The following is a 23329-nucleotide window of genomic DNA, read 5'->3' as shown; positions in this document are numbered from 1 at the left end:
GTAATAGCAGTCATCGGATATGCTCACTTGTCGTTGTATACTCACCTGTACAAGCTTAATGAGTGTATCCGATGAAAAAAATACTATTTGCAACAGCCCTGGCAGCAGCCCTTACCGCTGCCAGCGCTTCCAGTTTCGCCACTGACGTCGGCGTCTCCCTCAATTTTGCGCAGCCTGGCCTGTATGGCCGGGTTGATATCGGCGCTGTTCCCGGCCCGCAAGTCGTATATACCCGTCCTACCGTTATTTACGGCCCACCCGTTGGTGTTGTGCGTGAACCTATGTATCTGTATGTGCCGGTAGCGCATCAGCGTAACTGGCGCAGGTATTGCTCGCAATACGGCGCTTGCGGCCAACCGGTGTATTTTGTGCAAGAACGCTGGTACCGTAATGTGTACGTGCCACGCTATCGTGAACATTGGCACGGCCCGGAAGGCCACGGTGGACCAGGCTGGCACGGCGGACCTCCTCCAGGACGCGGCTGGGATCGTGACCGGGATCACGGTAGAGACCATGGCAGGGATCACGGTAGAGATTACGACAGGGATCATGACGACCGCAGGGGCCATGATGACCACCATGGACGCGATCACTAAGAAAGCTGCTGGCTTTACGTGATGCAACAAGGACGGCGCGATGCAAATGCATGGCGCCGTTTTTTTGAGATTAAACCTTTCTCCACGCACTGGCCAGCCAGGGCTGCTGCTCACGCGGCATGCCTTCGGGCCTGTAGTAATGCTCCAGCTCACTAAACCCGGCCTGTTGCATATACGCCCACCACATGGTCTTGTCGTGGAATACGCTATAGCGCTCGCGGCTCCAGCCCTCCATATTATTCCCGCGCGGCAGAGAGCAGAACAGCACACCGCCGGGTTTCAGGCTGGCGTACAACTCCTTCAATACGCGCGGCAGTTCGCTGCTGGGCACATGCTGCAGCGATGCGTTGGCAAAAATGCCGTCGAACTTGTCAGCAGGCAGATCCAGCTTTAAAAAATCCTGCTGCCATACTTCACAACCAGTATCGGCGCGCGCCATTTCCGCAAATTGTTCCGAACCATCCAGGCCTATCGCAATATGGCCCATGCCCGAAAAGGTCTTCAGGTCGCGCCCCGGCCCACAGCCAAAATCCAGCAGCGTGAACGGTGCTTCTACCTGGATGTGGCGCAGCAGCGCCGCGACATTCTGGCTCACATCATGGTCACGCGTACCTTCGCGGAAAGACTGCGCGGTGCGGTTGTAATTATCCAGCGTGGCGGCGGTAATGCTGTCCAGCTCAGTGCCGGGTTCTTTGTTGTTTGTCATGCTTTAATCCAGGTTGATGTTAAGTGTCATAGTGCAAATTCAAGCCGGTAGAATGTGTCGGTTGACCAGCGGGCTCCCCACCAAAGCGGTAGCTTAGTCTGCTAGGAGATCACTGGTTTCAACTCAGCCAGTATCGTAGGGTGCAATAGCAAAGCGTATTGCACCGCTTAATTCACTGCCAATCTATCTACTCCCGCAACTTTGCGGTTTCGTCAAACTCAAACAATTCGTTTTTTCATAAAAATCGTTGTAATACGCTTTGCTATTGCACCCTAATTACTGTGGCTTCAACGAATATTCCATCAGAACCCAACCCTCTCAAAAGCACGCACTTTCTTGCCTGTGATTGTCGCAGCGTGTGCCGCGGCAATGGAAGCCTCCACACCATCTATCGAGCGTCCTACCGCAAGTTTCCTCCCTCCACGCAGACTAAGGCTGAGGGTCCACCACTCAACGCGTTTACCATTAATAAAATGCGCGACATCAATGGATTCTATCGACGAAAATGTAGCGGCCGGCCTGCCAGAATAAAAAACAAGCTGAGTTGGTTTATCAAAAATGGTCGGCCATCCATCTGCAATCAGCACCAGCCTATTCTTATCTTCATCGTCAATCACAATTTGAGAATATGTAGCAAGAATGCCCCCTGGCATAAAGGCAAGTAGACGCTTTAAAGGAAAAGTCATTGGCCGGAGTCCTTGAGGTCAAATATGTAAATCGGGTCAATTAGTTTAACGGCAGCTTCTGGCTGTTAAGTGCCTATTGACCTGATGCCCTCTATTGATCGAGCAGCCAATTTGATGGACGTTCGAAACCAAGCCAGTCCGCTGAAACCTGTTCAAAGAAGTGACGAAATACTTCCGCATTTTCGATGTCCTGCCTTTTTGCCACATAGGTGAATGGAGGTACCGAAACCGCCGCTGGTTTTGTCCGTGCCATAGTTAAAAAATTACCTATCGCGTCGCTTGCGATACACCATTTCAACTGAGTACATGCGCCGAGAAGAATTCCAAAGCCAAAGCCCAATCCCGATATTGCCACGTCCTCCTCTGCGCGACCGAATTCCCGGTCTAGCCGCCACTGGGTTCTTAAGAAGTCAATGTAGATTGGAGTAATTGGAAAAGCGTTTTCTACATCAATGTGCGGGCTGTATCGCGCGTTCAGCGTTAGTAAGTTCGGTAGATTGTCAGCCCGCAGAGATTCGAGCTCGGCTGCGTCAAGTTGGCGGACAATACTGAATTTGTAGTCTTCTGAATTCATGGGTGTAAGAATGCCAGTTCGATTAATAGGTTTCTGTTCTTGGCTGAAATCTCCCCGTCTGAGCTACTTCGCTCCAACAAGCTGACGAGTTATGTCATATGAGGACTAAAGTATCGTAGGGTTCAACCCATGGGCATTCAATGTCAGCTACAGATTTAGCTTCCATGTTTTCTTCGTTATTTATTTTAAGGCAGCTCTTGGCCGTTAGCTAAAGCGCCGGATTAGTTTGGCGCATATATGCTCCGAGTGTTCCCTCGCCCAGGTTTCGGCAGCGTCAATTTCGGGCTGGAGTTTGGCTAGCGCGTCTTTGTCCCAATACTCTCGGACCGTGCCGAGAGGAAAGTCATCGGTATCGGAGGCAATGGCAACGAACACCATAAAATCTTCATCGTCGTTTTTTACCGAGGCTTCGTGTCGGAGAGCATCAAGTTTCCTTGCCCCCAGAAGGTAACTCATTTCGCCGCTTTGCATTGCCATTGCAGTTTTCACGATCTGGCCGTGTACCGATTGGACGTAGTCCTCATGATTCATTTTTTCGTGCATAAAATGTGCCGTTTTTCGCTCATTGATGAATGTCTGCTGCAGGCCGACCTGTATCGGCAGTTATCTATAGCCGTAAACCCAAATTGAATCCTCGAACTTTTCATAGGGCTGCTTAATTATTTGCAATGCTCGCTCAAGTTCGGTGCCACAATCAACCGATACCTTGGGGAGCAACTGTCCCACATGCTTTAAGTATCTCGGGCGTATTCGAATCCATTCGATAGAAAAAAAAGGATGAATTCCTTCTTCCCAATCTCCGAGATACCAAACATCCGCGTCAAAATTGTTTGGCTCCGGTTCAGGATGCAAGACATCTTTTCTCTGGTAAGGCGGCGGAAAGGGTAGCTTATTTATCTCGATAAGAAACTCTCGCCATTTCGTAGTATTCATATACGAGCCGAGACCTCGCCTTGCCAACTCTGCCTTAACTTGCTGCTTGTGAATATCCTCATCGTACATAAGAGCCGCATTCAATGGGTAACTCCACACTATGTGCGTCTGGGGCTGGTAGTTCAATTTTCATTATTTTGGTCACGTTAAGTTACTTGCATTGCATTCTGTTCAGAGTGCACTCGAATGACTGTTCATGGCCGGCATGTCATTCAAAGCAGCACCCAAGAAGTAGGGCGGTTGCCGCCGATATTTTCTCCGGTTGAAGTTAAGCGCGGGAATGCATCAATTATGCTGCTTGCGATGGCGTGAGCTGAAACGTTGTGTACGTCTGTCAGTGCTTCTATCTTTGCTCCCTGCCAACCAGCTGCTCGAAAGAGTGGCTCGACTAGTGTTGGTATTTCCAACATATAGCGTCCTTAAACTAGTATCTACCTACCGGAAATTGATAACTTTATTGATTGCCCGCAGTAGGCCACTTTCCGCCTCAAATGCTTGGTGCTACAGATCTTCATTCTGCTCTTGATTCTGTACATTTCCTACGGCTACGATCCTGGCACCTTCCAATACTTCGAAGGAGGCCCCTGGTTTCAATGCCGAATAGTCGACGTTTGGTTCATAGAGAAGAGTAGCAATAGCGGACCCAGACCATCCCGGTGCCACAGGCTCAACCGGGCCATCAACAAATGCCACTCCAAGATATTCGCCACCATTTACTCTGAGATGCGGACGATATTTACCCTCGCTTAGATTCATCGGCGACGATCGTCCACCGTCTTCAGAGGTAAAAAATTTAATTTCAACGTTGATGTTGCGGGGGAGCGTCATACTGTTGATACCTCAAATTACGAAATAATGAAAAACCTATGCGAACGACCCTTTGTGGCCGTTTTTCGGCCACTTTGGGTAGTCCGTTTTTCTTCAGCGAGTCATAAGGAAACGTGCGTTTTCTCGCCCGACCAAAAAGTATTCAGGCTTTGCCACCATCTCATGCTTTCTTCGCCTAAGTAGCGACTGAAATACTCACCATCCGACTCTTGATGGGACCAAACGTTTTGTATCCCTTCAAGAAGACCGATAGTTGCAAACTCTTTGACCCAAGGGGAGCCTTCCTGATGAAATCGCTCAATTGCAGCTCCGACTGACGGGAGGCAGGATAGGTCTCCTTCATTTTTAAGGCCCAATAAATGCCTGGCGAATGCTCCCGCTGCCACGTAAAGCAAATCTTCACCATAATCTTGCACATGTTCTTGCCACGTATTTTCGAATGTAGGGCAAGCCTCAAGAAGAATAGGTATAACGTCAGCTTGATTAATCATGTGGTATGAGCTAGCCGTGGCCAGCATCTGTCGTTCAAATTAGCATCCATTCAAATCAGCACCCAAGAAATAGGGCGGCTTCCACCGATATTTTCTCCAGTTGAAGTCAATCGAGGGTGATGGTCAACTAGCACCCCAAGCAATGGCTTCTGTTGGTCAGACGCATTGCGTATATCATCCCAGCTAATGCCGCCCAGTGGGAGCTTTAGGCGCTGGACAAGTGCTCCTTGCGCCTCGCACCAAGCCAGGTATAGAAATCGCCCATCAGGTGGACCATGTGCGAATGACCCGAGCAAGACAGGCGCGCCTGATTTTCCGGGTTTCACTTGCAAGGTCAGGTCGAAAAGAACTGTTCCGTCAGGGGCTGAGGTGCCCAAATCCAGGTGCCCCGCCTTGTCCTGCATTCCGAAGGTTCCCGGTTTTCGGCTCCATTTCAATGGTCCGTTGCCGTCGTAGATTAGCTTGAGAGATACTGAATCCATTTTAATTAGCGTTTGGTTAGACATACGGTCAATGTGGCTAACAAAGGATAGATAATGGCACTGACTTATAAAATTGGCAATCGACGAGGGAAGTATGACTGCTAGTTATTGGCTGCGGCAGATCAAAGCAGAGATTCAGCTTGTCTAGTTGCATTAGCCTCACTCAGCAGTCGAGTGTCTGAATAATTGCTAATGAATGAGCGCTCGGCTTGCTCTGGAAGATTGATGAGTATTGTTGCGCTACTATCCCAACAAGCAATTTCAAATAAGGCTCCGTCCAATTGAGGGCCTGGGTCTTTGCCGTTCCAATAATCTGGATTTCCGTCTACGTACGGCACGTTGGATACCGACAAGCGCAATCCTTTTGGCACAGCGCTAAAGACTGCCCAAATAAACTGGAGGTCGTACTCTTGGATTAGAAACGCGAGGTCTTCACCGCGCATCCATTGATCCTCCTGAGAAAATCCTTCGGGAGTGAAATTAGTTTCGATGTCGCTAATATACCAATCGTAATCCTGAACAACGATTTGCGCGGCTACAAATACCTCTTTCATATTTGTCAAAAAACGCACCTGGTTGGTTTTTTCCAAAATTAGATTCATGGGCAATTAATTTTATGTTTTCGAAACGATTGTCCGCAGCTACGAGCAATCTATGAAGACTCTAACTCTTCTGACAGCTGTTGTCAGATGGATTTAAACATACTACACTCAAAGGCACTTCCCTTTGCCTTCTCAAAGCAGCACCTTCCGCGCAGCCTGCGTCAGCGTCTGCGTCAGTTTTTGCATGCGCGGTGATTGCACTTTCCAGCTATGCCAGTACAGGTCCATATCCAGCGGGCGGTCGGGCGCGAGGTCTATTACTGCGCCGGGGGCGATGTAGCTGGGCAGGGTGTGCAGCATCAGCTCCGGCACCATGCCCCAGCCCATGCCCAATGCGATCGCGTGCATGAAGGGTTCAGACGCGGGCACATAGTGGCAGGGGTAGCTGTTTTCCAGTATGCCGAAATGCTGTTGCAGATAGCCCGATTGCAGCTTGTCCTTGCGGTTGAAGATGACTACCGGCGCCTTTTGCGCGCTGCTGCGCTGCATGCCCTTGGCAAACCAGCGTTGCTGGAAGGCTGGCGATCCCAGGCAGCGGTAGCGCATGATACCCAGGCGCTCCGCACTGCATCCACGCATCGCGTGCGGCTCGGTAGAAATACAGCCCAGGGCCAGGCCTGCCTCCAGCAGCGCATGCGTATGGTCCTGGTCATCCAGGTTCACATCCAGCAGCACTTGCTCGGTCAGCAGAAAATCCGCCACCGCAGGCAGGAACCAACTGGCGAGGCTGTCTGCATTCACTGCCACCGAGATGCTCAGGTAATCTGCCTGTTCGCCGGAAAAATCTGCCTGCAGATCCCGCTCCAGCAACTGCACCCTGCGCAGATGCTGCAGCAGGCGCTGGCCGGCGTGGGTCGCGCGGCAAGGGCGGCTGCGCACCAGCAAGGGGCTGCCGAGTTCAATTTCCAGTGCGCGCACCCGCTGCGATACCGCAGAGGGCGTCAGGTGCAACAGCGCCGCAGCCTGCTCAAAGCTGCCGCTGTCTATCACCGCCAGCAAGGCGGCGCATTGTCGTGAATCCAGATTCATAGCTTGCCTTGTTCAGTCCACTTCGCGTACTTCACTTGAAATGCTTTTTCAGTCGCTTATTAAGTAATTTTAATGAAGTGTCTATTATTTTAATTTTGCTTCATATTTGGCTGCATCGGCAACAGAATACGTCAAATTCTCAAGAAATGCGAAGGAGCTGTCATGTTGTCATTTTTTTTCAAAGGCCTGGGCATGAGTGCCGGGCTGGTCATGGCGATAGGCTCGCAAAACGCGCATGTGTTGCGCATGGGGCTGCGCCGCCAGCATGTCGGCCTGACGGTACTGGTCTGCATCCTGTGTGAAGCGGTGCTGATCAGTTCCGGCATCGCCGGTATGGGCAGCCTGATCCAGGGGCAACCGGTCTTGCTGACATTGGCGCGCTGGGGTGGTGCCGCCTTCCTCACCTGGTATGGCTTGCGTGCGTGGCGTTCTGCCTTGTCCGAGCACAGGCTGGAAACCGGCGACAGGGCGGTATTGCTGACCACGCAGCAGGCCTTGCTGTCGGTGCTGGCCGTTACGCTGCTCAATCCGCATGTGTATCTGGATACGGTCGTTTTGCTGGGCGCTATAGGCGGGCAGCAGCCGGGGCAGGGCAAATGGTGGTTCGCCGTTGGCGCAGTCACCAATGCGGTGCTGTGGTTTTGTGCGCTGGGCTTTGGCGCTCGCCTGTTGTCGCCCCTGTTTGCCAAGCCGATCGCGTGGCGCCTGCTGGATGGGCTGGTTGGCGTGATTATGCTGTTACTGGCGGTGAGCCTGCTGCTTCTTTAGGCAAACACAGGTTTTGTCCTCTTTGGCTAGTTGGCATTCGCTATCGCATTGATAAAAACAATCAATTTTAGTAATTCGATAGAAAACAATAATATGGTCGGGCCGTTAAGAACTTGTCTTGCAGATCACGCTTCGCTTTGTTTTCCTTTGAGTTGCGTGGGCTGTCTTGCAGGTTCTGTACCCCTCAGCCAACCCAAGGAGCCACCATGGACAGCAAGCAGAACCGCCCCGCCGAATCAGCAAGCACTTTGACCACTGCCTCCGGCAGCCCCGTCGCCGATAACCAGAACAGCATCACCGCCGGCCCGCGCGGCCCGGTGCTGCTGCAAGATTTTCACCTGATAGAGAAGCTGCAGCACTTCAACCGCGAGCGCATCCCGGAGCGCGTGGTGCATGCCAAAGGCTCCGGCGCATACGGCACCTTTACCGTCACGCATGACATCAGCCAATACACCAAGGCCAGGCTGTTCAGCAGCATAGGCAAGCAGACCGAAACCTTCCTGCGCTTTTCCACCGTGGGCGGTGAGCGAGGTTCGGCCGATACCGAGCGTGATCCGCGCGGCTTTGCGCTGCGTTTTTATACCGAGCAGGGCAACTGGGATCTGGTCGGCAATAACACACCGATGTTTTTCATCAAGGACGGCATCAAGTTCCCTGATTTTATCCACACGCAAAAGCGCGATCCGCACAGCAACCTGAAATCGCCGACGATGATGTGGGATTTCTGGAGCAAGGCGCCGGAGTCGCTGCACCAGGTAACGATGCTGTTCAGCGACCGTGGCACGCCGGATGGATACCGCCATATGGATGGCTTCGGCAGCCACACCTTCAGCCTGATCAATGAAGCTGGTGAACGAGTTTGGGTTAAATGGCATCTGAAGACGCAGCAAGGCATCAAGAACCTGTTGCCCGCCGATGCGGTGCGCCTGGGGGGAGAAGATCCGGACTATGCGCAGCGCGATCTATTTGATGCGATACAGCGCGGTGATTTCCCCAAATGGAATGTATATATCCAGGTGATGCGCGAGGACGAGGCGCAGGCCTGGGACGAGCGTACAGGCTGGAACCCGTTTGACTTGACCAAGGTCTGGCCGCACAAGGATTTCCCGCGCATCCCGGTCGGCGTGCTGGAGCTGAACCGCAATCCGGAAAATTATTTTGAAGAGGTGGAGCAGGTCGCCCTGTCGCCGGCCAATATCGTGCCCGGCTTGGGCTTCTCGCCAGACCGCATGCTGCAGGCGCGCCTGTTCGGCTACCACGATGCGCAACTGTACCGCGTGGGCACCAATCACCAGCAATTGCCGGTGAACCGTCCGCGCTGCCCGGTCAACCATCAGCAGCGTGATGGTGCAATGGCGGCATCCGGTTTCGGCCGCCAGCAAAACTATGCAACGGTAGAAAGTGCAGGCGTGGCCAATAGCGGATTCGGCAATGGTGATGCAGGCTGGGCACTGGAAGGTACAACGGGGCGTTTTGACGGCCGCGGCCAGGAAGACGATTACAGCCAGGCGGGCAACCTGTTCCGCCTGCTGCCTGCCGATGAAAAAGACAGGCTGACCAGCAATATCGCCGGCGCAATGCGCAGCGTGCCGGATGAGATCAAACAGCGTCAGCTAGCGCATTTTGACAAGGCAGATCCGGCTTACGGTGCGGCTGTCAGGGCCAAGCTGAATAACAAGTAATTGCGCTATTTGCGCTATTGCCGTTCTCCGGCCCGGTATCCTGTTTGATTACTTTGCAGGATGCCGGGCCGGGTTTTGCTTATTTTACGTGGCCTGGGTGGCCTGATATTGCGCCCACACCAGATTGGCTGCGCACAGATCTTCCAGCGCAGTGCCTACCGATTTGAACACGGTGATTTCTTCATCATCGCTACGCCCCCTGTGAATGCCGCCCGCCAGATCGGCCAGATCGGCGACGATGGATTCGCATTCTATGTTGCCATTGGCCAGCGGCTGCGTGATATCGCCTGCTTCCTTCAGCGCGCCAGGAAAGGTATCGACGAAAATGGTGGCCTTGGCCATCAAGGCATCATTCACTTCGCGCATGGTCGGTTTGAAACCGCCCACCAGATCCACATGCGTGCCAGGCCCCACCCAGGCACCGGGCACGATAGGCTTGGTGCTGGTGGTGGCGCAACTGATGATATCGGCCTGCCGGCAGCTTATTTCCAGATCGCCGGTAACGCTGAGTTTGATATGCGGCGGCAATAGCGCCTGCGCCTTGATGTTGTCCATGCACAGCCGGGCCTTGTCCGGCGAGCGGCCCCAGATTTCCACTTCGCTGATGTCCCGCGCGGTGCAATGCGCTGCCGCCAGGTAGGGCACCAGGCTGCCGGTGCCCACCATCAGCAATCGCTTGCTGTCGGTGCGCGAGATATGGCTGGATGCCAGCGCCGATGCGGCGGCGGTACGTCTTGCCGTCAGCTCCTCCCCATCCATCAGCGCCAGCGGTGCACCGGTGACGGTATCAAACAACACAAAAATGGCGTGCACCGATGGCAAGCCCTGGTTTTGCGGCGCCACTGTCACCAGCTTGACGCCCATATTCGCACCAGGCTGCCAGACTGGCATCAGCAGCAAGGTAGATACCGGGTCTTCAGATACGGTGTGCACATGCCTTTGCGGTGCAGAAATGCCTGAAGTAAATGCTACGCGCAAAGCCTGGATCAGGGTGGGGTAGGGTAATGCCTGGCGGACTTGCTCTTTGCTGATATGCGGGATCATGGTCGGTTCGCCTGGAATATCCGTGGTGTGGAGTGTGGGGTAGGGGTTAGGTCATTGTAGCAAGGCTTGATCGTTGGCATGCAAAAACAAAAAAGCCACCGCAGGTATGAACCGGACGGTGGCTTTTTCAGCATTGCGGCCACTCGGACCGCAGCAGGCAAGTAATTATTGCACTGTGATTTTTACGTCGATGTTGCCGCGTGTCGCATTGGAGTAAGGGCAAACCTGGTGAGCCTTGTCTACCAAAGCCTGGACTTCTGCCTTGTCCATGCCTGGCACATTCACGCTCAATGCCACGGTCAGGCCGAAACCGCCTTTGTCATTTGGGCCGATGCCGACTTGGCCGGTAATCGCTGTGTCTGCAGGCAATGTCACTTTAGTTGCAGCGGCAACAAATTTCATTGCACCGATGAAGCAGGCGGAATAGCCGGCTGCAAACATTTGCTCTGGATTAGTGCCTTCGCCGCCACCGCCGCCCAGTTCTTTTGGTGTTGTCAGTTTGACGGACAACTGGTTGTCGCTGGAAACTGCACGGCCGTCGCGGCCACCGGTTGCTGTTGCTGTCGCTGTGTAAAGTACTTGCATGGTGTTCTCCTATTTGGACTAAGGTGAAGAGGCCGTTGTGAAATTATCCCGGCGGGTTTGCTGTATCCAGCCATTTGCGCCTTGTGGGCGCAGGCCAGGCTAATTTCACAGCAGCCTCTGACAAAAGCGGCATTTGAGTGCCGATGAAAGAATTATAGATTCAAAATAGATTGTGTGCAATTTAGTTTTGTAAAATCTGTTTTTCAAGGGCTGAAACAATCGCCAATAGAACGATGCCTACGCCTTTTTAAGAACTGCTTTCCTCGTTGTGCTCCGTCAATTCATCCCTGATCTCCGACAGCTGCGTACGCAGGCTGATCAATGTATCCTTGGTCTGGCCGCTCGCGCACAGTATCTGCGCAGGAATTTCCTTGGCCGCCTTCTTCAGGTTTTTGCCTTGCGGCGTCAGCGTGATCCTGACCTGCCGCTCATCCTGCTGGTCGCGGGTGCGGACAATGATGCCGGCGCTTTCCAGCCGTTTCAGCAAAGGCGTCAGCGTGCCGGAATCCAGGAATAGCGCTTCGCCTATGTCCTTGACCAGTATATTGTCCTGTTTCCATAACACCAGCATGACAAGGTATTGCGGATAGGTCAGGCCTATCTTTTCCAGTAGCGGTTTGTAGGTCTTGGTCAATGCCAGCGATGCCGAATACAGTGCAAAGCAAAACTGGTTGTCCAGTGCCTGCATATCGAAATCGGCAGCAGGGGCTAGGGCAGGTGTTTTTTTCATGGGCCGGGCTTAAGGGATCGCAAACAAGTCGCCTTAGGCTCAATGAGCCGAAGCGCTTTGTTAATTTAATTGAATTCCTGAATGATACCCCCGCTCTGCTTTGCTTGTCCGCCGGGATGCAAAAGAGTGGCGATTTATCAAAAAACGGCTTAGTTTCCGTCCTCTAATGGCAGCGAGGCATCCGTTTGGCAGGGGCCAAAGGCTATAATGGAGGCTATAGCGAGGCTATGGTCTTGCGTAATAATATTAGTAAAAAGGCAATCAATGACATTTATCGAAAAACTTTCTGCCGCCTGGGCGACCAACAACTCTCTCCTCTGCGTAGGCCTGGATCCTGACGTATCCCGCTTCCCCGCAGAAATAGCCCAGCAGCCGGATGCCATTTTCGCTTTCTGCAAATCCATCATCGATGCCACCGCCGACCTGGCCTGTTCCTTCAAGCCGCAGATTGCCTATTTCGCGGCACTGCGCGCGGAAGACCAACTGGAAGCCATCTGCACCTATATCAAGACGACTTACCCGAACATCCCCATCGTGCTGGATTCCAAGCGCGGCGATATCGGCGCCACGGCAGAGCAATATGCGCGTGAAGCTTATGAACGCTACCAGGCAGATGCAGTTACCATCAGCCCCTACATGGGCTCTGATTCTGTTGCGCCTTATATGGAATGGAAAGACCGTGGCGCGATCGTGCTGTGCCGCACATCCAATGTCGGCGGGTCCGACCTGCAGTTCCTGGATGTGGGTGGCAAGCCGCTGTACCAGCACGTCGCCAAACTGGTGGCAGAAAAATGGAATACCAATGGCCAGTGCGCGCTGGTCGTCGGCGCCACTTTCCCTAACGAGATTGCGCAAGTGCGCCAGATCGTTGGCGATATGCCTTTGCTGATCCCCGGCATAGGCGCGCAGGGTGGCGATATCGCCTCCACCGTGCAGGCAGGCCGTACTGCTGCAGGCACAGGCATGATGATCAATTCTTCACGCGCCATCCTGTATGCCCAACCCGCCGCTGGCGAAACGCACGCGCAGGCAGCACGACGCGTGGCGGAAGAAACCAGAAACGCCATCAACGCCTGCCGCTGATCCGCGTTTTCCGGATACCGCCTGCATGAAAAAGCGCCTGTCTCTGATGACAAAACTTGCCCGACATTGCCGGACTGAAGTTGCCGGCGGCGCATCTGTCGTTGAGCGCAAGTCTGGCCGAAAGGTGGGCAGCGGAAAGCGCGTGGGTGCTCTGGCCCCGTTCGCAACGGCCGCATTCTCGGCCCTGCTGTTTGGCGTGGCCTCGGTTGCAAATGCCGAATGCTCCCGGCCTATCACCGTCCCTGTTTCTCCCACTGGTACTGCCGTCATCATCATTAAAGATTCGAGCAAGGATCCCGGTAAAGATCAAAACAAAGACCAGTTCAGCGGCGCTTATGTCGATGTACTGCGCACAGAGGGGAAAAAGGAGGGCTGCAGCTTCGTATTTACCTCTGTTCCGCGTGCGCGGCAGGAACTGATGTTCCAGGCCGGGCAGGCCGATCTGCTGCTGCCCGCGACCCGCTTGCAGCAGCGTGACGAAGCCGGCAGCTTCGTGCCCATGATCTCTGTTCGGGCCACGATGATCTCTCTGGACTCCGCCCGCCCCGCGCTGCATAACCTGCAAGACCTGTTGGACCACCGTGAGCTGAAAGTCGCCCTGGTGCGCGGGTACGACTATGGGGACACCTACCAGATAACCCTGAATGAACTGAAGAAGCAGAACCGCTTGCTGCTGGAGGCCGATCCTGTCTCCGTTGGCCGCCTGCTTGCGGCCGGCGTGGCCGATGTCACCATCATGACCTCTGCTATTTTTACCGGCGTAGTGCAGATGGACAGCAGGCTGCAGCCCATGCATAAAAAACTGCGTTATGAAGTGCTGGATGATCTGCCCTGGATAGACAGCGGCATTTATATCTCCAATCGATCTGCACTCGGCGCGGAAGACAAGGCGGCATTGCAGCAATTGTTTGAGCACATCGCCAAATCCGGAGCCCTGTGGGCCGCCATCCGCCGCTACGACCAGCCAGACGCAATGAAGGACAGCATACGTCCGCGTATGAGCACCAAGCCTTAGAAGCGAAAACACACGACCGCAGCACTGGCTCAATTCAATATAATGTTGTTTTGATAATTTAATTGTGTCAACATAGCAAAATATCGTCTTTCGTATTTCCCGCCGCATGGGTTTGGATGAGAGGGGAGCGCCATGCTGAAACTACTGCTGCGTATCGCGATGGCTGTCGCCGGCCTGGCCTTTCTGGCCGATGCCGGCCTTCCCTTTACCACACAGGCCCTGCACGTCGACGGCCACAGCACCACCACCTCCAGGATCAGCGGCAACACAGGTCCGACCTGCGATACCGCCTATCACCTGAAATTTACCGACGGCGGCCTTGATTCCTGCTCGGTCGGCTATGCCACCTATTCCAGGCTCAATGACGGTGATGCGGTAACAGTCAAATCATCCCGGCTGCTCAAGAGCTGCGTCAGCATAGAGCGTGCCGGAGAAACCGTGCATACCGAACGCTATTGGAAAATCGCCCACATCGCGCTGGGAATTCTGTTGGTAGTCATTGCACTGGGCTGGATAAAGACGGAAGAGGGCACCTGGAGCTGGCATTGAAATCCGCGCACTTATCCGGCCCGAGCAAAGTTCGTTGAGGACGTCATGCTGCATTGAACAGGAAATAGCCCTCGCTTATTCCGCGGCACAAGAATTTGGATTTCGCGTTAGCATGCTTCTATTGGCATAGCGCCTGGAGAGAAAGAGCGAAATCCCCATGATGAAATTCCTTAAATCCGTCCTGCCCATCAGCGTGGCGCTTGCAATATGCCTGCCAGCCGTTCCCGTTGCCGCCGCAGACAACATCCACATCGTAATGGGCACAGCCACGCCCGGCGGCGGCTTTCCCATGTTTGGCGATGCGGTGGTGCGTACGGTGGCGGTGACTGATACTCAGTTGACGATAGAGGCGCGCAATACCAAGGGCAGCACCGAAAATATTCCCTTGCTGGAAGCTGGCAAGCTCGATATTGCGCTGGTGCAGGGCGAAGCGGCGTATGAGGCACTGCAGGGAATAGGGCGGGCGCCTGCCAATTTGAAGATCGTTGCGGCGATGTATTCCACGCCCGGCATGTTTGTTGTGCGCGCAGACAGCCCTTATCACAGCATCGCCGATCTGCGCGGCAAGCCTGTGGCTTTCGGTGCCAAAGGTTCGGGCCTGGTGATCCTGGCGCGCTATGTGCTGGATGGCCTGGGGCTGGACATGGACAAGGATTTCCAGGCGGTATACCTGGAGCGTGCCGGTGATGGCCCGGCGATGGTGGCCGATGGCCGCGTGGCGGCGCTGTGGGGCGGTGGCAGCAGTTGGCCCGGCTTTGGCGCGGTGATGAATGCACCTGCCGGCGGCCGCTTTATCGTGCCTGACGAGAAAGAGATTGCGCTGATAGCCGGCAAGCATACCTTCCTGAAACGCCTGGTCTTGCCGGCGAATAGCTTCAGGGGGCAGGCCGTGGCACTCAATTCCCTCGGTTCCTGGAGTTTCATCATGGCGCGGCCGGATTTGCCGGATGAGGCCGCTTACCGCTTCACCCGCGCGCTGCACCTAGGCGAAAAGAATATCGCAGTCATCCTGCCGCAAGCGCAGGAGACTACCGCAGCCAACACGGCAAGGGCTGTCAGCGATGCGAAGCTGCTGCATCCCGGCACGCTGAAATACCTGCGTGAAATCGGTGTGAAGTAAAATCGCTAGCCCGAATCAGTCGCAATGACGTCAGCAATGAATATAGCAACTTCGATCAGGCTTTTCCTTGGCGCTCGCTCTATTCTGCCTGTCACCAGGGAGGATATTCAATGAGTGCAGCAGCTGCAGAAAATTATCTCGCCAGATTCCGCAAGGTGTTTGACTACATCGATGCGCATCTGGATGGGGACTTGAGTGTGGAATCGCTCAGCGCGGTTGCGGCCTTTTCCAAATATCATTTCCACCGGCAGTTTTCTGAATTGTTTGGCGTAGGTGTAGCCAGATACGTCCAGCTCTGCCGCCTGAAACGTGCCTCTTATCAGCTTGCCTTTCGCGATCACCAGCAGATCATGGATATCGCACTGGATAGCGGGTATGAGGGACCGGAAGCATTTGCGCGGGCTTTTAAAAAGAGCGTAGGGCAAACGCCGTCCGATTTCAGAAAACAGCCGCAATGGGCTCCCTGGTACGCCACCTATCAATCACTCAGCGAACTAAGGGCCGAGCATATGAAAACGACATACAGGGCTGACCAGGTCAGCATTACCGATGTACAGGAAACCAGGGTTGCGGTGCTGGAGCACCATGGAGACCCGCTGCAATTGGGGGACTCCATCCGCCAGTTCATCGCATGGCGCAAGCAGAACGGTTTGCCGCCGCGCATCAGTGCAACCTTCAATATCCTCTATAACAATCCGGAGGAAGTCGCGCCCGAAGATTACCGGCTGGACCTGTGCGCCGCAACGGATGCCGATATTGCCGCCAACCCATACGGCATCTTCGCAAAGACGATACCGGCCGGGCGCTGCGCGGTGTTCCGGCATACGGGCTCCGACGATCATCTGGGCAGCATCCTGTCCTATCTGTACTCGGAATGGCTGCCGCAGAGCGGCGAAGAGCTGCGCGATTTCCCCTTGTATCTGCAACGCGTGCGCTTCTTCCCCGATGTGCCTGAGCAGGAAGCGGTGCTGGATATCTTCATTCCATTGAAATAGCGGGTCCTTTTACCCGGCACCGCTACCGCGCGTAAGCAGGCCGGCATAGTCTGCGGCATCCATATTGGAGCCGCAGACGATCAGCGCCACCTGTTTACCGTCCAGCCTGTCACGCAGAGGGCCGAACATGCCAGCGGTGGCCACTGCCGCCGCAGGTTCTACTGCCAGCTTCATGTCACGGAATAGCGCATGCATCGCACGGCAGATTTCATCATCGTTGACGCGCACCACTTCATCTACAAAGCGTCGGCAGACGTCCATGCTGTATTGCATCGCATAGGGAGCGCCCAGGCTGTCAGCAACGGTATCCACCTTATCCAGCTTCTCGGGTTTGCCGGATAAAAAGCTGCGGTACATGATGTCGGCACCAAATGGTTCCACACCGAACACTTTGCAGCCGGGGTTGATCTGCTTGACGGCCGCTGCGATACCCGCGCATAGTCCACCGCCGCCTATGGGCACGACCACCGCGTCCAGTCCGGGGACCTGCTGCATCAGCTCCAGCCCTACCGTTGCCGTACCTTGCGCCGTTAGCGGTCCATCAAAGGGATGGACCAGGGTTCTTTGTTCTTGTTGCGCCAGTTGATTCCCCAGGCGAAAGGCTTCATGCACATCTGTAGCCAGCCTTACTTCTGCGCCGTATTCGCGGCAAGCGGCGATGCGTGCCGGGCTTGCTGCGCGCGGCATATACACGATGGCATGCACCTGCATCAGCCTGGCCGCATAAGCGACGGCCACCGCATGGTTGCCTGCGCTGACGGCAACCACGCCTCTTTGCCTTGCCGATTCATCCATCGCCATCAGGCAGTTCAGCGCAGCGCGAAATTTAAAGCTGCCGGATTTTTGAAACAGCTCCAGCTTCAGCCACACGCCGGTGGATGGATGCAGTTGTTCTTCCACGGCGCCGGTCTGCCATTGCCATACCGGCGTAAGCAGCGCCTTGCCGTGCAAGCGGGCACTGGTCTGCCGGATGGCTTCCAGCGTAGGGTAGCCGGAGGCTGGCCTGTCGGTGACTGTATTTGTGCAGGCGAGTGTTTCCGCACACGCGTGCGAGGACGCACGGTCCATTAATTGGAACATGAGGTGATACTCCATTAGCGATGAAAAGAACGTGTGCGCCGGGCCGGATCAGAGGGCAGTAATTACACTGGAGTGCTCAGGAGTACGCTGGAGCGCACAGGCGCAACGAACGCAACGAACGCAACGAACGCAACGAACGCAACTAAGGCATCACAGGCAGGCTACACACGGGGGAATTTGAGGGGCGCTGGGCATCGGCAAAGCCGCAGATCAGCGACCCTGGATAATTCGAATAATGGAGGAGGAAGAAATGCAGGAAATAGATGCAGCAATGCTGGAATCGGCGTACGAACCCGCAGCAGCCGCAGACGCGGTGGCTTTCAGGTAAGACATATGGGCCGATACAGGTTTGTTCATGGACTCATCATGCCAAACTTATCGCAGCTTGGCAAGCGGGATGGCACCCTCGCATAAATGGGGGCGGGGGTAGGGTGTGTGTTTGTTTGCCGGTGCGCCGATCAAACTTCTATCAAACTTCTTTCAGGTAGCGCAGCAGGCGGTCCAACGCATGCACGATAGTCTGCTCGCGCACCGCATGGCGGTCGCCGGCAAACACCAGGCGTTCGGTATGGGTGATGCCGCCCACGACCCAGCCAAAACACACCGTGCCTACGGGTTTGCCGGGTACTGCGCCGCCAGGCCCAGCGATGCCGGTGGTAGAGATGGAGATATGCGCCTCCGAGCTGGCCAGTGCGCCTTCTGCCATTGCCGCCGCAATTTCTTCGCTGACCGCGCCATGCTGAGCGATCAGCGAAGGGGAGATATCCAGCAATTCCGATTTGGAGGAATTGGAATAGGTGACAAAGCCGCAATCAAACCAGTCGGATGAACCGGCGATTTCTGTAATAGCCTGGCAGATGCCGCCGCCGGTGCAGGATTCTGCCACCGTCAGCAAGAGTTTTTTGGATTTCAGTGCGTCGCCGACTTGCGCCGCTAGTTCGATTGCATCAAGCATGGCTGCCTCCTGTCATTTAGCTATATTGCTTACAGGATTACTTTACCACTTTGTGCAGAGGGTTTTTGTATTTTGTGTTGCCGTGTACAAAACAAAACCCTTATCCTCCTCGTTAATCGCAGCTAGGGCGTAGATGTTGCGCAGCAAAAACTACAAAACCGTATGAAGAGACCCTGCCTTATGCCTATTTCTTCTTAAGCGCGATAAAAAGCCCGGCGACGATCAGCACCGTGCCCAGCATCAGCGACCAGGTCAGCGGTTCGCCCAGCACCAGCACAGCCAGGCCCACGCCGACCACCGGCATCAACGCGGTAAACATGGCCGCCTTGGGCCCCAGCATGCGTACCGCAAGATTAAACATCAGCACCGAGATCACGCTGACGATGATGCCCATGTAGAGCGTCTGTATTGCGATAGCGGTCGTATCCAGTTGGAACACCGCCAGCCCGGCAAACCAGAAATAAAACGGCAGGTACAGCAGGCCGCCAACCTGCACCACCGCGACAACGGCGATAGGTTCGGTATTCCAGCGCCGCATCAGCACCGTGTATAGCGACCACATCAGGGCTGCCGTCGCAAACAGGATGTCGCCGCGCCAGGCATCCGGATTGACGCCGGCAACAGGGTGCAGGATAGCGCCCAGCTTCACGGTCAGCACACCGGCAATCAGCAGCGCCAGCCCGGCCACGGGTATGCGCTGCTGGTCCTTCAGCAGCAGCCTGGCGATCAGTGTGGTGAAGAGCGGCGTGAAGGCAGGGTAGATCAGCGAGCTATGCGTGGCTGGCGCCCATTGCAGACCGCCCACCAGCACCATGTTATACAGCGGCCCCGCCAGCAGGATGAAAACGGCAGCGTGTCTCCAGCCCACGCCGCAGGCGCTCCAGATGCCGCGTTTGACAAAGAACGGCAGCATCAGCAAGCCGCTGGCAGCAAAGCGCAGCATGGTCAGGTCCAGCGTGGTCAGGCCGGCGCGATAGCCAAAGCTGGCCACCACCGGTTGCGCACCCCAGATCAGCGCCACCGCCAGCCCATACAGATAGCCGGAGACGCCCATCTGCGAAGCTGTAGCCACGCTGCGGATAGCCTTATCCACGTTCTATGCCATAGCCGCCGCCGCCCGGCGTTTCTATCACAAAGATTTCACCGGCCTGCATGTCGGTGCTGGCAACGAAGCTCAGTTCTTCCACGCTGCCGTCATTGCGGATCACGCTGTTTTTGCCGCAGCGGCCCGGCTCCCCGCCGGCGATGCCGAAAGGCGCATAGATGCGGTTATTCGACAGGATGGATGCCGTCATCGCTTCCAGGAAGCGTATCTTGCGTATGCCGCCATTGCCGCCGTGCCACTCGCCCTTGCCGCCGGAGCCGGGGCTGATCTCATAGCTCTCCAGCCGCACCGGATAGCGCCATTCCAAAATCTCAGGATCGGTCAGGCGCGAATTGGTCATGTGCGTCTGCACCACGTCAGTTCCATTGAAACCCTTGCCCGCGCCGGAGCCGCCGGAGATGGTTTCGTAGTACTGGTGCTGGTCATTGCCAAAGGTGAAGTTGTTCATCGTCCCCGGCGAAGAGGCCACCACACCCAGCGCGCCATACAGCGCGTTGGTGATGCAACTGGAAGTTTCCACATTGCCCGATACCACTGCAGCCGGGTAGTGAGGGTTCAGCATGGAGCCGGGTGGGATGATGACCTTCAGTGGCTTCAGGCAGCCGGCGTTCAGCGGTATCTCATCATCGATCAGCGTGCGGAACACATACAGAACCGCCGCCATGCAGATCGCGCTGGGGGCGTTGAAGTTATTATTCAGTTGCGGCGAGGTGCCAGTGAAATCAATCTCCGCCGAGCGTGCCGCATGGTCCACCCGTATTGCCACCTTGATCACTGCGCCGTTATCCAGCTTGTATTCGTAGCTGCTGTCCTTCAGCGCGGTAATCACGCGGCGCACCGCTTCTTCCGCATTGTCCTGCACATGCTTCATATAGGCTTGCACCACTTCCAGCCCGAAGTGCTGGACCATCTTCAACAACTCGTCCACGCCTTTCTGGTTGGCGGCAATCTGCGCCTGGAAGTCTGCCAGGTTCTGGTGGATATTGCGGGCAGGGTATTTACCGGAAGACAGCAGCGCGGCTGCCTCTTTTTCCAGGAACACGCCGCCACGCACCAGTTGGAAATTATTGATCAGCACGCCTTCTTCTTCCACCACCGTGCTATTGGCCGGCATGGAGCCCGGCGTGATGCCGCCTATGTCCGCATGGTGGCCGCGCGAGCCCACGTAGAACAGGATGCGCGTGCCCTCCTGGTTAAAGGCCGGCGTGATGACGGTAATATCCGGCAGATGGGTGCCGCCGTTGTAAGGATCATTGAGCATGTACACATCGCCCGGCTGCATCTTGCCTGCATTCTCGCGGATGATGGTCTTGATGCTGTCGCCCATGGATCCCAGATGCACGGGGATGTGCGGTGCATTGGCAATCAGGTTGCCTTCCGCATCAAACAGCGCGCAGGAAAAATCCAGCCTTTCCTTGATATTGACCGAGAACGCGGTGTTCTGCAGCCGCAAACCCATCTGCTCGGCAATGCTCATGAACAGGTTGTTGAATACTTCCAGCATCACAGGGTCTGCCGTGGTGCCCATCGCCTGCCTTTGCCTGCGTGCTTCCACGCGGGTGAACACCAGGTGATTCAGAGCCGTCACCTCGGCGATCCAGCCGGGTTCTATGATATTGGTCGCATTTTTCTCGGCGATGATGGCCGGGCCGCGCACCACGTCGCCGGGGCGCATGTCTTCGCGCAGATACAAGCCGGTATCATGCCACTGGCCGCCGGAAAACAGACGCACCGTATCGCTGGCCTGCAAGGCGCCCGCGCGTGGCGGCAGTTGCTCTACTGCTGCCTGGCCCTCGCCGGAGCTGCCTATGGCTTCCACCGAAATTGCCTCTATCACCAGCACCTTGTCCGGCATCAGGAAGGAATAACGTTTCTTGTAGGCCGCCTCAAACTGGCTGACCATGCTGGCCACGCTGCCTATCGCAACAACGATCACAGAATCGGTACCGTCATAGCGCAGGTGCACGCGCTGTTTCACTTGCAAGCGGCTGGCGGGCACGTCCTGGGCCAGCAGGTCGGCTGCTGCCTGCTTCGATAATTTGTCCAGTTGCGCGCGCAGTTCCGGCATCGCTTTTTCTGTGAGCGGCAATTCCATCGCCTGCTCGCGCATCGCGGTCTGGTCTGCCAGGCCCATGCCATAGGCCGACAACACGCCGGCAAACGGATGTGCAAATACCTTGGTCATGCCCAGCGCATCGGCCACCAGGCAGGCATGCTGGCCGCCGGCGCCGCCGAAGGTGGTCAGCGTATACTCGGTCACATCGTGGCCGCGCTGCACCGAGATGAACTTGATCGCATTCGCCATATTGCCGACAGCAATCTCGATAAAACCCTCGGCTACTTCTTCCGGCGTGCTGCGCTTGCCGGTAGCGGCTTCTATCTGCGCTGCCATTTCGGTGAACTTCTTCACCACGGCGTCGCGGTCCAGCGACTCATCCGCGTTGGGGCCAAACACTTTGGGGAAGTAAGCCGGCTGTATCTTGCCCAGCATCACATTGCAATCCGTCACGGCCAACTGGCCGCCACGGCGGTAGCTGGCCGGGCCGGGGTTGGCGCCGGCGCTGTCCGGGCCTACGCGGTAGCGGGTGCCGTCAAAATGCAGGATGGAGCCGCCGCCCGCAGCAACGGTATGGATGCTCATCATCGGCGCGCGCATGCGCACGCCGGCCACCTGGGTTTCAAACTCGCGCTCAAACTCGCCCGCATAATGGGACACATCGGTGGAAGTACCGCCCATGTCAAAGCCGATGATCTTGTCAAAGCCTGCCGTCTGCGCAGTGCGCACCATGCCGACGATGCCGCCGGCCGGGCCGGACAGGATGGAGTCCTTGCCCTGGAAGCGGTGCGCATCCGTCAGGCCGCCATTGCTTTGCATGAAGAACAGGCGCACACCGTGCATCTGCTCCGCCACCTGGTCCACATAGCGGCGCAGGATGGGCGACAGGTAGGCATCCACCACGGTTGTATCGCCGCGCGACACCAGCTTCATCATCGGGCTGACTTCATGCGAGACGGATACCTGGCTAAAGCCCAGCTCTTGCGCCAGCCTGGCGATGATGGCTTCATGCTGCGTGTAGCGGTAGCCGTGCATCAGTACGATGGCGACGGCGCGGTAGCCCTGCGTGTACAGGCCGGCCAGATCCTGCTCCACCTGCTGTATGTCCAGCGGCTGTATCACCTTGCCGTGCGCGTCTATGCGCTCATCCACCTCCACCACTTTTTCATACAGCAGCTCGGGCAGCACGATATGGCGGTCAAACAGGCGGGGGCGGTTCTGGTAGGCAATGCGCAGCGCGTCGCGGAAGCCGCGCGTTATCAGCAGCGCGGTGGGGTCGCCCTTGCGCTCCAGCAGCGCATTGGTGGCGACCGTGGTGCCCATCTTGACTGCTTCCACCAGCTCAGGCGAAATCGCTTCATCGGCGCGCAGGCCCAGCAGGCGCTTGATGCCGGCCACGGCGGCATCCTTGTATTGCTCCGGGTTTTCCGACAGCAGCTTGTGCGTCAGCAACTGGCCGTCAGGCTTGCGGGCGACGATGTCGGTAAACGTGCCGCCACGGTCTATCCAGAACTGCCAGCGTTGTTCAGACTTTTCAATTTGACCCTGCTCTTGCTTGACCTGACTCATGACTCCCCCATGTTGGCATTTTCCTGCCTGTATTGGTGCGATGCTGCTGTATGTACGTTGCTGTGC

The 23329-nt window shown here is 55.8% G+C and carries 26 protein-coding genes; 8 read left to right on the top strand and 18 right to left on the bottom strand.

The features are described 5' to 3' along the window. Positions 1 to 71 precede the first annotated feature (71 nt). Positions 72 to 596 carry a hypothetical protein gene (locus IEW12_RS12860; RefSeq protein WP_188566417.1) on the top strand — a complete coding sequence of 175 codons (525 nt, stop codon included), beginning with the start codon at positions 72 to 74 and terminating at the stop codon, positions 594 to 596. Between the two features lie 70 nt (positions 597 to 666). On the opposite strand, the gene IEW12_RS12855 is transcribed toward IEW12_RS12860, so the two are convergent. The 10 genes from IEW12_RS12855 to IEW12_RS12810 all read right to left on the bottom strand — a co-directional run bounded on the left by IEW12_RS12855 (position 667) and on the right by IEW12_RS12810 (position 6927). Continuing rightward, positions 667 to 1302 (bottom strand): class I SAM-dependent methyltransferase, encoded by a 636-nt coding sequence (locus IEW12_RS12855; RefSeq protein WP_188566416.1) that lies wholly within the window; start codon positions 1300 to 1302, stop codon positions 667 to 669. A 302-nt stretch (positions 1303 to 1604) separates the two neighbouring features. Next, positions 1605 to 1988, bottom strand: a complete 384-nt coding sequence (locus tag IEW12_RS12850) for a hypothetical protein (RefSeq protein WP_188566415.1) — start codon at positions 1986 to 1988, stop codon at positions 1605 to 1607. A gap of 91 nt (positions 1989 to 2079) precedes the next feature. Continuing rightward, the gene (locus IEW12_RS12845) at positions 2080 to 2562 is read right to left on the bottom strand and encodes a hypothetical protein (protein ID WP_188566414.1); all 483 of its coding nucleotides are present in this window, start codon (positions 2560 to 2562) and stop codon (positions 2080 to 2082) included. A gap of 204 nt (positions 2563 to 2766) precedes the next feature. Then, a complete protein-coding gene (locus IEW12_RS12840) occupies positions 2767 to 3105 on the bottom strand; it encodes a DUF2489 domain-containing protein (protein ID WP_188566413.1) in 339 nt (112 codons plus the stop codon). Positions 3106 to 3165: 60 nt separating this feature from the next. Next, positions 3166 to 3579, bottom strand: a complete 414-nt coding sequence (locus IEW12_RS12835) for a DUF6678 family protein (protein ID WP_188566412.1) — start codon at positions 3577 to 3579, stop codon at positions 3166 to 3168. 417 nt (positions 3580 to 3996) lie between these two features. Continuing rightward, positions 3997 to 4323: a hypothetical protein gene (locus IEW12_RS12830; protein ID WP_188566411.1), complete on the bottom strand. Its 327-nt coding sequence runs from the start codon at positions 4321 to 4323 to the stop codon at positions 3997 to 3999. A gap of 101 nt (positions 4324 to 4424) precedes the next feature. After that, positions 4425 to 4814 carry a DUF7674 family protein gene (locus IEW12_RS12825; RefSeq protein ID WP_188566410.1) on the bottom strand — a complete coding sequence of 130 codons (390 nt, stop codon included), beginning with the start codon at positions 4812 to 4814 and terminating at the stop codon, positions 4425 to 4427. A 50-nt stretch (positions 4815 to 4864) separates the two neighbouring features. Continuing rightward, positions 4865 to 5320, bottom strand: coding sequence for a DUF5990 family protein (locus tag IEW12_RS12820; RefSeq protein WP_188566409.1), 456 nt, complete (start codon positions 5318 to 5320; stop codon positions 4865 to 4867). A 98-nt stretch (positions 5321 to 5418) separates the two neighbouring features. Then, positions 5419 to 5886, bottom strand: a complete 468-nt coding sequence (locus IEW12_RS12815) for a hypothetical protein (protein WP_229751081.1) — start codon at positions 5884 to 5886, stop codon at positions 5419 to 5421. A gap of 144 nt (positions 5887 to 6030) precedes the next feature. Beyond that, positions 6031 to 6927, bottom strand: a complete 897-nt coding sequence (locus tag IEW12_RS12810; RefSeq protein ID WP_188566407.1) for a LysR family transcriptional regulator ArgP — start codon at positions 6925 to 6927, stop codon at positions 6031 to 6033. A 162-nt stretch (positions 6928 to 7089) separates the two neighbouring features. On the opposite strand from IEW12_RS12810, the gene IEW12_RS12805 reads away from it, so the two are divergent. Next, positions 7090 to 7695 carry a LysE/ArgO family amino acid transporter gene (locus IEW12_RS12805; protein ID WP_188566406.1) on the top strand — a complete coding sequence of 202 codons (606 nt, stop codon included), beginning with the start codon at positions 7090 to 7092 and terminating at the stop codon, positions 7693 to 7695. Between the two features lie 206 nt (positions 7696 to 7901). Continuing rightward, a complete protein-coding gene (locus IEW12_RS12800; protein ID WP_188566405.1) occupies positions 7902 to 9377 on the top strand; it encodes a catalase in 1476 nt (491 codons plus the stop codon). An 84-nt stretch (positions 9378 to 9461) separates the two neighbouring features. Here the strand turns inward: IEW12_RS12800 and lhpI are convergent, their stop codons facing one another. The 3 genes from lhpI to IEW12_RS12785 all read right to left on the bottom strand — a co-directional run bounded on the left by lhpI (position 9462) and on the right by IEW12_RS12785 (position 11736). Continuing rightward, entirely contained in the window at positions 9462 to 10421 is a 960-nt protein-coding gene (gene lhpI, locus IEW12_RS12795) for a bifunctional Delta(1)-pyrroline-2-carboxylate/Delta(1)-piperideine-2-carboxylate reductase (RefSeq protein WP_188566404.1), read from the bottom strand. 165 nt (positions 10422 to 10586) lie between these two features. After that, complete coding sequence (locus tag IEW12_RS12790; protein WP_188566403.1) at positions 10587 to 11006, bottom strand: organic hydroperoxide resistance protein; 420 nt, start codon at positions 11004 to 11006, stop codon at positions 10587 to 10589. 247 nt (positions 11007 to 11253) lie between these two features. Further along, a complete protein-coding gene (locus IEW12_RS12785; RefSeq protein ID WP_229751080.1) occupies positions 11254 to 11736 on the bottom strand; it encodes a MarR family winged helix-turn-helix transcriptional regulator in 483 nt (160 codons plus the stop codon). Positions 11737 to 12000: 264 nt separating this feature from the next. Between IEW12_RS12785 and pyrF the strand changes: the two genes are divergently transcribed. The 5 genes from pyrF to IEW12_RS12760 all read left to right on the top strand — a co-directional run bounded on the left by pyrF (position 12001) and on the right by IEW12_RS12760 (position 16498). After that, the gene (gene pyrF / locus IEW12_RS12780; protein ID WP_188566402.1) at positions 12001 to 12819 is read left to right on the top strand and encodes an orotidine-5'-phosphate decarboxylase; all 819 of its coding nucleotides are present in this window, start codon (positions 12001 to 12003) and stop codon (positions 12817 to 12819) included. Between the two features lie 25 nt (positions 12820 to 12844). Beyond that, positions 12845 to 13834 (top strand): substrate-binding periplasmic protein, encoded by a 990-nt coding sequence (locus IEW12_RS12775; protein ID WP_188566401.1) that lies wholly within the window; start codon positions 12845 to 12847, stop codon positions 13832 to 13834. A gap of 132 nt (positions 13835 to 13966) precedes the next feature. After that, the gene (locus IEW12_RS12770; RefSeq protein ID WP_188566400.1) at positions 13967 to 14383 is read left to right on the top strand and encodes a hypothetical protein; all 417 of its coding nucleotides are present in this window, start codon (positions 13967 to 13969) and stop codon (positions 14381 to 14383) included. A gap of 157 nt (positions 14384 to 14540) precedes the next feature. After that, positions 14541 to 15503: a TAXI family TRAP transporter solute-binding subunit gene (locus IEW12_RS12765; RefSeq protein WP_229751079.1), complete on the top strand. Its 963-nt coding sequence runs from the start codon at positions 14541 to 14543 to the stop codon at positions 15501 to 15503. Positions 15504 to 15613: 110 nt separating this feature from the next. Continuing rightward, a complete protein-coding gene (locus tag IEW12_RS12760) occupies positions 15614 to 16498 on the top strand; it encodes an AraC family transcriptional regulator (protein ID WP_188566399.1) in 885 nt (294 codons plus the stop codon). Positions 16499 to 16507: 9 nt separating this feature from the next. On the opposite strand, the gene IEW12_RS12755 is transcribed toward IEW12_RS12760, so the two are convergent. From IEW12_RS12755 to IEW12_RS12735, 5 genes are all read right to left on the bottom strand, one after another. Next, positions 16508 to 17578, bottom strand: coding sequence for a threonine ammonia-lyase (locus IEW12_RS12755; RefSeq protein ID WP_229751078.1), 1071 nt, complete (start codon positions 17576 to 17578; stop codon positions 16508 to 16510). Positions 17579 to 17788: 210 nt separating this feature from the next. Further along, positions 17789 to 17935: a hypothetical protein gene (locus IEW12_RS12750; RefSeq protein ID WP_188566398.1), complete on the bottom strand. Its 147-nt coding sequence runs from the start codon at positions 17933 to 17935 to the stop codon at positions 17789 to 17791. A 112-nt stretch (positions 17936 to 18047) separates the two neighbouring features. Beyond that, complete coding sequence (locus IEW12_RS12745; RefSeq protein WP_188566397.1) at positions 18048 to 18533, bottom strand: CinA family protein; 486 nt, start codon at positions 18531 to 18533, stop codon at positions 18048 to 18050. 184 nt (positions 18534 to 18717) lie between these two features. After that, entirely contained in the window at positions 18718 to 19626 is a 909-nt protein-coding gene (locus IEW12_RS12740; protein ID WP_188566396.1) for a DMT family transporter, read from the bottom strand. Beyond that, complete coding sequence (locus IEW12_RS12735) at positions 19619 to 23263, bottom strand: hydantoinase B/oxoprolinase family protein (protein ID WP_188566395.1); 3645 nt, start codon at positions 23261 to 23263, stop codon at positions 19619 to 19621. The genes IEW12_RS12740 and IEW12_RS12735 overlap by 8 nt, the downstream gene beginning before the upstream one ends. Between the last annotated feature and the right edge of the window lie 66 nt (positions 23264 to 23329).

This window comes from Parundibacterium terreum (assembly GCF_014636315.1).
Taxonomy (GTDB): Bacteria; Pseudomonadota; Gammaproteobacteria; order Burkholderiales; family Burkholderiaceae_D; genus Undibacterium; species Undibacterium terreum.
The sequence above is the reverse complement of the archived record's forward strand: the minus strand, read 5'-3'. Positions and strand labels throughout refer to the sequence as shown.